The organism is Frankia sp. AgKG'84/4 (assembly GCF_023242965.2).
Classification (GTDB): domain Bacteria; phylum Actinomycetota; class Actinomycetes; order Frankiales; family Frankiaceae; genus Frankia.
Genome location: NZ_JALKFU020000009.1, coordinates 22,617 through 34,018, shown reverse-complemented (window position 1 = coordinate 34,018; position 11,402 = coordinate 22,617). Strand labels below are relative to the sequence as shown.

Sequence of the window (11,402 nt, the reverse complement as noted above, 5' to 3'; positions counted from 1 at the left end):
CGGCAGGTCCTCAAGGGCTACACCCCGGTGGACGGGTACCCGACCGACCATGTTCCGACGCGCCGCGCCGCGGCCGAGGCGCGTTTCGCGGACCTGCTTGGGGCGGCGAGCGCGAATGCGTGACGAACTGGCGAAGTGGCTCGACCGTGACGATCTTGTGATCGAGCAGGTGTCGGGCGGTTCGTCGAACCTGACTTTCCGGGTCCGCAGCGGTGACGACGACTGGATCCTGCGCCGCCCGCCGCTCTCGCACGTGCTGGCCACGGCGAACGACATGCGCCGGGAGTGGACCGCGCAGCTGGCGTTGCACGGGTCGGCGGTGCCGGTGCCGCGGGTGGTCCGTACCTGCACCGACGAATCGGTGCTCGGCTCGCCGTTCTACCTGATGGAACGCCTCGACGGCATCGTGTTCAACGACGCCTCCGACGTCGCCCACCTCACCCCGGCGCAGGCGGCTGACTGCTCGCACGAGCTCGTGGATGTCCTCGCCCGGCTGCACGCTGTCGAGCCCGCCGCGGTCGGGCTCAGCGAGTTCGGCCGGCCGGTCGGCTTCATGCAACGTCAGCTGCGCCGCTGGCGGACCCAGTGGGAGCGGTCGAAGCGGTGGGAACGTCCGGAGATCGACGAGATCGCCCGGCGCCTCGACGCCGCGCTCCCGCCCGAGGGGCCGGCAGCGATCGTGCACGGCGACTACTCGTTCAACAACACGATGTTCTTCCGCTCGCCGCCGACCCGCATGCAGGCCCTGCTGGACTGGGAGATGTCGACCCTCGGCGACCCGTTCACCGACGTCGGCACCCTCGCCGTCTACTGGGGCCGGGCCGGTGAGCTGATGTGGCGATCACGGGAGCACCCGCAGCCACACCGCGCGGGCCCCGGTTTCCCCACGACGGACGAACTCCTCGAACGGTACGCCGCCACGAGCGGGCGGGACCTGTCCACCATCGGCTACTACCAGGCGTTCGCCTGCTACAAGCTGGCGGTGATCGCCGAAGGAGCCCGGGTCCGCCGGGCCGCGACCCCCGATCAGGCACCCGGCGACGACGCGATCGTCGGTGAACTCGCCGACCTGGCACTGGCGACGCTGCCGGGATGAGCGGCACGGAGTTGGACCCGCGGTTGGCCGACCTGCGCGCGGCCACGGATCGGCTGACCGGGGCGGGCGGGCCCGTTCGAGGTCGCCGAGCAGGACGTGCTCGGCGAACGGATGCCCGTGTACGCGAGCAGGCCGCGGTCGCTGCGCGAGATCCTCGTCTCGGGCGCGGCCAGCGGTGACGGTGACCGCTACGTGTTCAGCGACGGCCGGCGGTTCGGCCGGCGCGACCCGGCCCGCCAGGCCGCGTCCCTCGCCGCTGCCCTTACGGCCCGCTACGGGATCAGGCCCGGTGACCGCGTCGCGGTCTGCGCCGCGAACTGCCCCGAATGGCTCCAGCTCTTCTGGGCGGTGACCAGCATGAACGCCGTGCTCGTCGCGATGAACGGCTGGTGGAGCGGCGCCGAGATGAGGGGCGCCCTCGAGCTGACCGAGCCCACGCTGGTGCTCATGGACGAGAAACGCCACGCCCGGCTCGAGGGCGACCCGGGCGTGCGGGTCCTGGTGGCGGAACGCGACGTCCCGGGCCGTCATCGGGTACCTGCAGACGCAGTTCTTCCTCGGCGCCCGGTCGAGGGCACTTGCCGGCGCTTCCCCCGCCGCCGCGCCGAACCGGCTGGTGCCGTTCCCGATGTTCCACGTCTCCGGTCTCGCCGCCGCGGTGTCGCCGATGATGGGCGCGGGCACGACGGTCGGGCCGCTGGGGCCCCTTCGTCGAGGAGGACGTCCGCGACCTCGGCCACTACCTGCCGGTCGAACGCATCCTCTTCGGCTCCGACTGGCCCCACGGCGAGGGCTTCCCCGCCCCGAGGGACTTCCTCGCGAACGTCGCCGACTTCACCCCCGCCGAGCAGCACCGCATCATGTACGACAACGCCCGGGAACTGACCTTCCCGCGCTGAGCGTGAGCCCGGATCCGGATCGGGGGCGAGGAGTGCCGCCGTCGCCGAGCATCGATGGGCGTCGCGCCGGGCGTCACCCGACGTGGCCGGTGGGACCGGTGAGTTCGATCCAACGGGCCGGATCATTGATCACAGCGGCCAGCTTCACGAACGCCGCGCCGGTCGCGCCCGGGGCGGGGCCGGTGTCCGCGGCGACGATCCGGGGCGGGGCCCACCGCGCCGACAGGACGCGGGCCCGAAGCTGATCCTCCAGGTCCGGTCGCAACCAGGGAAGGACCTGCCCGAGGTAACCGCCGAGGACCACAGTCGGGATGTCGACAACGTTGATCACACTGGCCAGGGCGACGGCCAGCGCCCCGGATGCGGTGGCGATGGCCCGCAGGGCCGCCGGGTCACCCGCCGCCGCGTGGTGGCGTACCTGTCCGGACGGGGTGGTGTCCGTCAGCCCGGCCGCGGCGAGCAGGGCGTGTCGGCCGGCGTACTGCTCGAGGCAGCCGGTGGAGCCGCAGCGGCAGGTCGGGCCGGCCGGGTCAACGCAGACGTGCCCGATCTCGCCGCCCCATCCGTGGCGGCCGGCCGCGACCCTGCCAGCCCGCACGACAGCTCCGCCGATGCCGATTCCGCCGGACAGGTAGAGGAAGTCGGTCAGCGGCCCCGGTCGGCCCGGCGCCGTCTCGGCGACCGTGCCAGCGGCCAGGTCGGCCTCGTTACCGATCGTCAACGGCAGGCCGGCGAGGAACCGTTCGCCCAGCAGCCGCGCGGGACGGACGTCGGTCCACCCGAGGTTCGGCGCCCGCCGCAGCAACCCCTCCTCGACCGAGACGATCCCGGGCAGGGCCAGCCCGGCGCCGATGATCCGCAGCCCAGCGGGCAGCGCTGACATCAGGCTGGTGCCTACGGCGCCCAGCCGACGCAGCGTCGCGGCCGGGTCGCTGGCAACGAAGTCGCCGGGTGTGACGTGCTCCGTCACGATCTCTCCGCGCAGGTTCACGACCCGGGCGGCCAGGAATCCGACGTCGACCTGAAGGCCCAACGCCACCAGTCGCGAACCGGGGACGAGCGGCGTGGCAGGACGTCCGCGACGCGGCTGGGCGGGCCGCGCAGCCTCCTCGACGATGCCGGCGGCGACCAGCTCGTCCACCAGGCGGGACACGGTGGCCCGGGTCATCGAGGCCGCCGTGGCGACGTCGGCCCGCGACGGCGGCACCGCGTGGGCCTGGATGATCCGGGCGACCAACGCCAGATTGCTCTCCCGCAGAGTCGCCTGGCGGGCGCCGGTCGAGCGCCGAACCAGCAGGGCGGACGCCGGGGCGGAGATGCCCGGCGGCAGGGTGGACACACGTTGACGCTACCGGTTCCCTGTTTTATGTTTTACGGAAATACAAAACGCTCGACGCGAGGATCGGAGCAGGCGATGACGCGAGAGCCCACCCCGCGGGACAGGTTCTCGTTCGGGCTGTGGACGGTCGGCTGGCTCGGCGTCGATCCGTTCGGCACGGCGAGCCGCACCCCGCTCGAGCCGTGGGAGTACGCCACCCGGCTGGCCGAGCTCGGCGCGTGGGGCATCACCCTGCACGACAACGACATCTTCGGGTTCGACGCCGACGCCGCCACCGCCGCGGCGCGGTGCCGCCGGCTGAAAGAGGCCACCGACGCCGCCGGTCTCGTCATCGAGATGGTGACCACCAACACCTTCACCCATCCGGTGTTCAAGGACGGCGGCCTGACGTCGAACGACCGGGCGGTACGCCGGTTCGGCCTGCGCAAGGTGCTGCGCGCGGTCGACCTCGCCGCGCAGCTCGGCGCGAGCACCTTCGTCATGTGGGGTGGGCGCGAGGGCAGCGAGTACGACGGCTCAAAGGACGTCTTCGCCGCGCTGGAGCGCTACCGGGAGGGCATCGACACCGTCGCCGGCTACATCAGGTCCCAGGGCTACGACCTGCGGATCGCCCTCGAACCGAAGCCGAACGAGCCGCGCGGCGACATCCTCCTGCCGACCGTGGGGCACGCGCTGGCGCTGATCGCGCAGCTTGAGCACGGCGACATCGTCGGGGTCAACCCCGAGACCGGGCACGAGCAGATGGCCAACCTCAACTACACCCACGCCCTGGGCCAGGCGCTGTGGAGCGGGAAGCTGTTCCATATCGACCTCAACGGCCAGCGCGGCCTCAAATACGACCAGGACCTGGTCTTCGGCCATGGCGACCTCGTCTCGGCGTTCTTCACCGTCGACCTGCTCGAAAACGGCTTCCCTGGCTATCCCGACGGGCCCCGCTACACCGGGCCGCGCCACTTCGACTACAAGCCGTCCCGCACCGAGGGCATGACCGGTGTCTGGGCCTCCGCCCAGGCATGCATGGCGACCTATCTGCGGCTGGCCGAGAAGGCGGCCGCGTTCCGCGCCGACCCCGAGGTCCGCGAGGCGCTGGCCTACTCCGGGGTCCTCGAGCTGGCCGAGCCGACGCTCGGCCCCGGCGAGACCGCGGCCGACCTGCTCGCCGCCGACGACGGGTTCGACCCGGTCAAGGCGGCCGAACGGGACTTCGGGTTCGTCCGGCTCCAGCAACTCGCGATCGAACACCTCGTGGGCTGAGCCGCCCTCGCCATGGCACTCGTCGCCGGCATCGACTCGTCCACCCAGTCGTGCAAGGTCGTCGTGCGCGACGTCGAGACCGGCACCCTCGTCCGCCAGGGTTACGCGCCGCATCCCGGCGGAACTGAGATCGACCCCGAGAAGTGGTGGACGGCGCTGCTCGCCGCCCTCGAACAAGCCGGCGGCCTGGGCGACGTCGAAGCCGTCTCGGTGGCCGGGCAGCAGCACGGCCTGATCGCCCTCGACCGTGCCGGCCAGGTCATCCGCCCGGCGCTGCTGTGGAACGACACCCGCTCGGCCGGGGCCGCCGACGACCTCGTCGCCGAGCTCGGGGCAGGGCAGCGGGAGACCGGTGCCCGCCGGTGGGCCGACGCGGTCGGTTCGGTCCCACTCGCCTCGTTCACCGTCACCAAACTGCGGTGGCTGGCCGACCACGAACCGGCCGCCGCCGCCCGCGTCGCCGCGGTCGCCCTTCCGCACGACTGGCTGACCTGGCGACTGGCCGGCGCGACATCGCCGGCGGCGCTGCGGACCGACCGCTCCGAGGCCTCCGGCACCGGCTACTTCGACCCGGTCGAGGGCACCTACCGCCGCGACCTGCTCGCACTCGCGCTGCGCCGCGACAGCGTCGACGACCTCGTGCTTCCCGCCGTCGCTGGCCCGGACGAAGCGGTCGGGCACGGCGATCCCACCGCTGGCTGGGCGCACGTCCTGCTCGCGCCCGGCTGCGGCGACAACGCCGGCGCCGCGCTCGGGTTGGACCTCAGCCCGGGGCAGGCCCTGGTGTCGCTCGGGACGTCCGGTGTCGTCGCCGCCGTCGCCGCGGTCGCCACCCACGATGCGACCGGCGCGGTCGCCGGCTTCGCCGACGCGACCGGCCACTACCTCCCGCTGGCCTGCACCCTCAATGCCAGCCGCGTCCTCGACGCGACGAGAACGCTCCTCGGCGTCGACCAGGACGAGTTCAGCCGCCTCGCCCTGAGCGCGCGACCGGGTGCCGACGGCCTCGTCTTCGTCCCCTACCTCGAAGGCGAACGCACCCCCAACCTGCCCACGGCGACGGGCTCGCTGCACGGTATGACCCTGTCGTCCATGACCCGGGAGAACCTCGCCCGGGCCGCGGTCGAAGGACTGCTGTGCCTGCTGGCCGACTGCCTCGACGCGGTCCGCACCCAAGGCGTCTCGATCGAACGGGTCTGCCTCATCGGCGGCGCAGCCCGCTCCCAGGCCGTACGCCACCTCGCGGCGGCCCTGCTCGACGCGACCGTCGACGTTCCCCCACCCAGCGAGTACGTCGCCGACGGCGCCGCCCGGCAAGCCGCGACCGTCCTGTCCACCAACGGCCGAAACCCATCCTGGCCCGCGGTTGACACCGTCACTTACCCGGCCGAACCGCTCCCCGAGATCCTCAGCAGATACCGCGCCGTGGCGCGGAACTGGGCGGGCGCGCGGCCATAGCCGGCGCCTTGGTAGCGAGGGCCGTCTACCCGGACGTCGAGGGGATCCCCGTCGAAGGCGATGGCAGCCGGCCGCTTCCCTGCTGTCCGCGGTAGCGCGGCGGTGGCGCCGTGCTCGCGCGCGGCACGAGCGCGGGCGGGAGCATCGCCTGGCGCGGCCCCGTCGCCCGGTCTGGCTGGTCGAGCCGGTCGAGTTGGTCGAGTTGGTCGAGTTGGTCGAGCAGCAGAGCTATGCCCTGCTGGCCGAGCGCGCCGAAATCCTGCCGGACGGTGGTCAGCGGCGGGATGAGGTATGCGGACTCCGGCGCGTCGTCGAACCCGATGACGCTGACCTCGTCGGGTACCTGCCGGCCGCCCTGGAACCTGGGCTCGCGGCGTTGGCCAACGCCATGTTCGAGGCGAACCCCACGCTTCAGGCCCTCAGCAACGCTCGGCTGACCAGGCTCGTCGAGGTCGCGAGATCCGCCGTCGTGGCCCAGATCGGCCTGCCGCGAGACGATCCGATGCTGGCGATCGGCTTGGCGGCCGTGGGTGCCACGCTCTCCGAATACCTCGGGCTCCTCTCCCGGGACGGCGCGTCCGAAGAGGCGCACCGCGCGGTCATGGCCTTCCTCTGCCAAGTGATCAGCGCCGCGAGGTCCGCCTGACCGCTGCGACGGGCCGACGGCCGCCCGGCGGGCGTGTGGGGTAGCGAGTGGCGGGCGATCCACTCAACGAGGTGATGTTCTCGGGGGAGGGCCGCTGGTTGGTCACCTCGTTGGAGTTGCGGTCCGAGGCTGTCGCTGATGCGTTTCATCTCCACCTCGGCCCGCTTCTGGAGAGGTGGCGCGTGCAGGGTCAGCTCCGCGCGGATCTTGATCTTCGGGAGACGAGCCGGGGACGCCCGTTGGTTGCACTGGCTGCACTGGCTGCACTGGCTGCACTGGCTGAGCACTATCCGGCGGTGCTGTCGGTGGCTGGCGTCGCGGGCCTCTGGATGTACGGCTCGACGAACTCGTGGAACGTGGACCGGGCGGCAGAGGCCGAGCCGCAGTTCACCACTGTGGTCTACGTCGACGACGACCCGCTCGCGGTGACGAAGCGGCTCGCTCCCATCATCGACGAGCGGTGGCGTTCCGGCGTGGTCCAGCCGTCGTTCGCTGGGCCGCTCCGGTCGCGTGGGAGGCCTGGCGCTGACGTGGACGGACGCGGCCAGCGGGCCCACCGGTGTGTCGTCGTCACAGCGCCCGGTGGGCGACCCGCCGAACCTCAGGGGCGCTCTCGCTCGTTCTGATCAGACGTCGTCGGGTCGGCCAAGTCCGGGGGCCGCAGGTCGCGCAGCCAGTACTCGTGCATCAACGCGGCGACGGTGTGCTGGCTGTCGAGAAAGACCTGCACGTCGTCGCCAATGGCGGTGGCGTTCTGCTGCCAGGTCGTGTCGCTGACGTCGGCTCCGAAGAAACGTTCGGGTTCGAGCACATCCTCGACTGACGCGAAACCCTCCTCCGAGATGGCGTCGAACTGCGGGGCCGCGGGTGCCAGGCCGCGGGCGACGACGTTGCGGACGTAGGTGTGTTGCGGGTGGATCCGCAGCGACATCGGTTGGTGCGTGTCGATCCAGTGGCGCTCGAACTGGTCGTGCGTCAACGATGGCGACCGGTACAACACCGCGGTCACTGTGCACCCGCTCCGGGGATCTGTCGGGCTCGTCCGCCGGCCGGTCCACCACCGGACGACGGCCTCCGTGACGACGCACGCCGCGTGGTCAGGCCAGATCTCACCGACGAGGCGGGTCACCTCGCCGACGTCCTCGCCCGACTCTGTCCACACGGCGAGGACCGCGGCGAGGCGGCGGGCCCGCGGTCGTCGCGGACCCTGCCACCGCTCCGTAGCCTCGTGATTCTCGAGCTGGAGAACGATCCCGGGGTACTTGTGGGCGTCGAGATCGCGGAGCAGGCGACGATTGAGGCTCACGGTCTCGGCGGGCCCCAGGGCGGGAGCACCGCCGGGCTGGTAGGCGACGAAGACGACCTTCTCCATCAGGGACCTTTCCTGGGCTGGCCCCGGCCGACGGCGCGAGACGACGATCGGTCAGTGCGTTGCATCCGCCGTGCACGATGACTGCCTCCGCAGGCCAGCCGCGCCGACGTCGCGGCTGGCCGCGAAGGCTACTTGCGCCCGCGCTCGCCGTAGAGGATCGCGGGCTCCAGCCCGTTCAGAGTGGGAATGCGCAGCGCGTAGAGCTCCTCGCGCTCGACCCGTTCGGCCTGGGCGGCGATCTGGTGCTCGTCGTAGTGGACCGAGAAGAAGCGCCCGGACACCGCGTCCGCCTTGCCCGAGGCGAGGAAGAAGCACAGCTCGGCCGCCCGCTCCGGCGGGTACCAGCCCTTGTCCTCCAGCTCGTGGCCCGGCGGGAAGATCCACGAGAAGTTCTCGGGCGGGTTTTGCGCGAGCTTCTCGCGCTTCGGCCAGAGTGGATCGGTCAGCTTGCTGAGCACATTTCCTGGTGTGATCGAGAACACCGAGACTCCACGCCCGTCCAGTTCCAGCGCGAGCATCTCGGAGAAGCGGATGATCGCTGTTTTCGAAACGCCGTACGGCATGAGATACGGCATGCCGAGCATGCCCGCACCGCTGGCCACGTTGATGATCCGCCCCTGGCCGGCCTCGAGCATGCCTGGTAACGCCAACCTGGTCGCCAACATCGCGGCGACCAGGTTCAGGTTGAGGCCCTGCAGGATGGCCTCCGGCTCCATCTTCTCGAATTTGCCGTTGGTCCCGGGGACCCCGCCGCCCGCATTGTTGACCAGTAGGGTCGGCGTACCGAACGTGGCCTTGGCGAAGTCAAGAACCAGCTGTACGGCGGCCAGGTCGGTCACATCGGCGGCGTGCGCCGCCGCCTGCCCGCCTGCTGACCTGATGAGAGATGCGGTCTCCTCGATCTCGCCGCCGGAACGGGCTACGGGGACGACCGCCGCACCCGCCTCGGCGAACCGCAGGGCGATTGCGCGACCGATGCCACGCCCGGCACCCGTCACCACTGCGACGTGACCTGCCAGCTCACTCATAAGGAACTCACCTTCCGGATTCGTTTAGATTTTTCGCATTCAGGCCGTAAACAGTCGCCGCCACAGCGCCACCCCGAGTTCCGGGTCCAGCGTCGACGCGCGGGTTGGTGGCGGAAGGCGTGTGCAGGCCTTCCGCGATGCGGTCGAGGACCTTCGCGGCCGACGGCGGTGGGACGAGTTGCAGGGCGACGTGGTCCGCGCCGGCGGCCTGGTGTTCCGTCAGGCGGGTGCCCAGGGCGGTGGCGTCGTCGGGCACGACGAGGGCGTCGATGAGCGCGTCGCTGGTGGTGGCGAGGTCGGCGTGGGTGAAGCCGAACCTGAGTAGATTCCGCTGGTAGTTCGGCATCGCCAGGCACAGGCCGAGGTATTCGCGCAGCTTGTCGGACCAGCCGGTGCCGGTGGCGCCGACCGCGACCATCTGTGACGGCGCGATCCAGGGATCGGGGCCGATGCAGGCGCGGGCGGCGGTGGTGTGGGCGATCGGGGTGAAGTAGGTGTGCAGACCGTCGGTGGCGGCCGCGGCGAGTTCGATCATCCGGGGTCCGAGTGCGCCGAGGAACCGGGGTGGCAGAACTCGGCGGCCCAGGGTGGCGTCCATGGCGGCGACGTACTCGCGGATGGCGCTCAGCGGGCGGCTGTAGCTGGCGCCGCGCTGCTCGGTGAGGTGCTGGTGGCTGGTGCCGAGCCCGAGGGCGAACCGGCCGGGAAAGGCCTCGTTCAGGGTCGAGGCGGCGGCGACCATCGCCTCGGGATCGCGGGCACGAATGGTCGCGACGCCGAGGGCGACGATGAGCCGGTCGGTCGCCTGGAGATAGAGGGCGGCGCGGACGAACGGGTCGACGCCGCTGTACTCCGGCAGCCAGACGGTGGTGATACCGGCCTGTTCGAGGTCCCGGACAGCGGCGAGTGCCTCGGCTGCCGGCAGCCGGTCGAGGAACCCACCCCACAGCCCGACGCCACCCGGAAGAACGCCTCGTGCCGCCCCCGCCCCGCGATGGCCGTCGCCGGAACTGCCACCATGATCGCCGCTTCCTGACGTCATCGCCGCAGTCCTCTCCGCCGGATGCCCGGGCCTGCCGACAGGGCGTCCCGGCCCTCCCGAGACGCTAGCATTCGGACAATCTTGCACGAATGTCCCATGATTGGGATAGTGCTCGGCACGGCGGCCAAGCGTGAGCGCTGCCGGGGATCCGGAGTTGAGTTGATGATCAGAGCCAGCGTGGCGCCTCGCAGCGGGCCGCGCCCAGTGTCCCACCGCAGGCCGCCGTGGCGATCGTTACGCCAGCGGGCACGGACAGCCTGGTGACCGCCGTCGAGAGTGTTCCCCTGACGCAGCTGCCGGCCCGCGGCATTCCCGTCCCCTCCTCGGTCAGTCCCGCGGCGCGGGCGATCATCGGGGCGCCGCGGCCGGAGCCGCTCGTCTACCCGCCACTCGACGATGTGGCTGGCTGGAAGACGCTGGTCGCCAGCCAGGACGCGGGGGTCGCCGCGATGCTGGGCGCCTGGCCGGTCGATGCCGCGGTGACCGTCGAGGATGTCGATGTCGATGGCGTACGCGTCTACCGGGTGACGCCGCCCGAGGCGCCCGACGGGCGCGTCTACCTGGATCTGCACGGTGGCGCGCTGATCCTCGGCGGTGGTGAGATCTGCCGCGCGATGGCGGTGCGCACCGCGGCCCAGGTGGGAGCCCGGGTCTGGTCCGTTGACTACCGGATGCCGCCCGACCATCCGTACCCGGCGCCGTTGGACGACTGCTTCGCCGTCTACCGGGCGCTGCTGAGGGAGTACCGCCCCGAACAGATCGTTGTCGGTGGCGGGTCCGCCGGCGGCAACCTGGCGGTGGCAATGCTGCTGCGGGCGCGCGACGCGGGGCTGCCGCTACCGGTCGCCCTGGTGCTGACCACGCCGGAGGTCGATCTCACCGAATCCGGCGACTCGTTCCAGACGAACCTGGGCCTCGACCCGGTGATACAGGGCAGCCTCATGGCGGTGAATCTCCTTTACGCTGCCGGCCGTGATCTGGCGGATCCCGCTCTCTCGCCGCTGTTCGGCGACTTCACGAAGGGTTTCCCGCCCACCCTGCTCACCACCGGCACCCGGGACATGTTCCTGTCGAACACGGTGCGGATGCACCGTGCGCTGCGTTCCGCTGGCATTGCCGCGGATCTGCATGTCCTGGAAGCGGCCGGTCATGGCGGTTTCCTCGGCATGGCTCCCGAGGACGCGGACCTGGATCGTGAGGTCCGCGCCTTCGTCGACGCCCACTGGTCAGGCTGACGGTGCCCGGCACGGTCAGGGTTTCCTGACCGG

Annotated in this window: 10 protein-coding genes and 2 pseudogenes; 7 read left to right on the top strand and 5 right to left on the bottom strand. The window is 71.4% G+C overall.

The annotated features are described in order from the left end of the window. Positions 1-115: 115 nt before the first annotated feature. The 3 genes and pseudogenes from MXD58_RS01870 to MXD58_RS01860 all read left to right on the top strand — a co-directional run. Complete coding sequence (locus tag MXD58_RS01870; protein ID WP_248839983.1) at positions 116-1,096, top strand: phosphotransferase family protein; 981 nt, start codon at positions 116-118, stop codon at positions 1,094-1,096. Positions 1,097-1,207: 111 nt separating this feature from the next. Further along, positions 1,208-1,543: pseudogene (locus MXD58_RS30935) on the top strand (AMP-binding protein); the annotation flags it as partial. A 257-nt stretch (positions 1,544-1,800) separates the two neighbouring features. Beyond that, positions 1,801-1,995: pseudogene (locus tag MXD58_RS01860) on the top strand (amidohydrolase family protein); the annotation flags it as partial. 73 nt (positions 1,996-2,068) lie between these two features. Here MXD58_RS01860 and MXD58_RS01855 read toward each other — a convergent pair. Continuing rightward, on the bottom strand, positions 2,069-3,334 hold the full coding sequence (locus MXD58_RS01855) for an ROK family protein (RefSeq protein ID WP_248839981.1): 1,266 nt from the start codon (positions 3,332-3,334) through the stop codon (positions 2,069-2,071). 75 nt (positions 3,335-3,409) lie between these two features. Between MXD58_RS01855 and xylA the strand changes: the two genes are divergently transcribed. Both xylA and xylB read left to right on the top strand, forming a co-directional pair. Next, a complete protein-coding gene (xylA, locus tag MXD58_RS01850) occupies positions 3,410-4,588 on the top strand; it encodes a xylose isomerase (RefSeq protein WP_248839980.1) in 1,179 nt (392 codons plus the stop codon). A gap of 12 nt (positions 4,589-4,600) precedes the next feature. Then, complete coding sequence (xylB, locus tag MXD58_RS01845; RefSeq protein WP_248839979.1) at positions 4,601-6,046, top strand: xylulokinase; 1,446 nt, start codon at positions 4,601-4,603, stop codon at positions 6,044-6,046. Positions 6,047-6,071: 25 nt separating this feature from the next. On the opposite strand, the gene MXD58_RS30930 is transcribed toward xylB, so the two are convergent. Further along, positions 6,072-6,368 carry a substrate-binding domain-containing protein gene (locus MXD58_RS30930; RefSeq protein ID WP_248839991.1) on the bottom strand — a complete coding sequence of 99 codons (297 nt, stop codon included), beginning with the start codon at positions 6,366-6,368 and terminating at the stop codon, positions 6,072-6,074. 422 nt (positions 6,369-6,790) lie between these two features. Here MXD58_RS30930 and MXD58_RS01835 point away from each other — a divergent pair, with 422 nt between their 5' ends. After that, entirely contained in the window at positions 6,791-7,318 is a 528-nt protein-coding gene (locus tag MXD58_RS01835) for a hypothetical protein (RefSeq protein WP_248839978.1), read from the top strand. Here MXD58_RS01835 and MXD58_RS01830 read toward each other — a convergent pair. The 3 genes from MXD58_RS01830 to MXD58_RS01820 all read right to left on the bottom strand — a co-directional run bounded on the left by MXD58_RS01830 (position 7,294) and on the right by MXD58_RS01820 (position 10,134). After that, on the bottom strand, positions 7,294-8,064 hold the full coding sequence (locus tag MXD58_RS01830) for an EthD domain-containing protein (RefSeq protein WP_248839977.1): 771 nt from the start codon (positions 8,062-8,064) through the stop codon (positions 7,294-7,296). The genes MXD58_RS01835 and MXD58_RS01830 overlap by 25 nt on opposite strands. A 128-nt stretch (positions 8,065-8,192) precedes the next feature. Further along, positions 8,193-9,092: an SDR family NAD(P)-dependent oxidoreductase gene (locus MXD58_RS01825; protein WP_248839976.1), complete on the bottom strand. Its 900-nt coding sequence runs from the start codon at positions 9,090-9,092 to the stop codon at positions 8,193-8,195. Positions 9,093-9,099: 7 nt separating this feature from the next. After that, the gene (locus tag MXD58_RS01820; protein WP_248839975.1) at positions 9,100-10,134 is read right to left on the bottom strand and encodes a TIGR03620 family F420-dependent LLM class oxidoreductase; all 1,035 of its coding nucleotides are present in this window, start codon (positions 10,132-10,134) and stop codon (positions 9,100-9,102) included. 260 nt (positions 10,135-10,394) lie between these two features. Here MXD58_RS01820 and MXD58_RS01815 point away from each other — a divergent pair, with 260 nt between their 5' ends. Next, the gene (locus MXD58_RS01815; protein WP_248839974.1) at positions 10,395-11,369 is read left to right on the top strand and encodes an alpha/beta hydrolase; all 975 of its coding nucleotides are present in this window, start codon (positions 10,395-10,397) and stop codon (positions 11,367-11,369) included. Positions 11,370-11,402: the final 33 nt, after the last annotated feature.

Bases quoted from the DNA above. Each gene is read 5' to 3' on its own strand.
- MXD58_RS01870 (WP_248839983.1), top strand. From the start codon at position 116: ATGCGTGACGAACTGGCGAAGTGGCTCGACCGTGACGATCTTGTGATC.
- xylA (WP_248839980.1), top strand. From the start codon at position 3,410: ATGACGCGAGAGCCCACCCCGCGGGACAGGTTCTCGTTCGGGCTGTGG.
- xylB (WP_248839979.1), top strand. From the start codon at position 4,601: ATGGCACTCGTCGCCGGCATCGACTCGTCCACCCAGTCGTGCAAGGTC.
- MXD58_RS01830 (WP_248839977.1), bottom strand. From the start codon at position 8,064: ATGGAGAAGGTCGTCTTCGTCGCCTACCAGCCCGGCGGTGCTCCCGCC.
- MXD58_RS01825 (WP_248839976.1), bottom strand. From the start codon at position 9,092: ATGAGTGAGCTGGCAGGTCACGTCGCAGTGGTGACGGGTGCCGGGCGT.
- MXD58_RS01820 (WP_248839975.1), bottom strand. From the start codon at position 10,134: ATGACGTCAGGAAGCGGCGATCATGGTGGCAGTTCCGGCGACGGCCAT.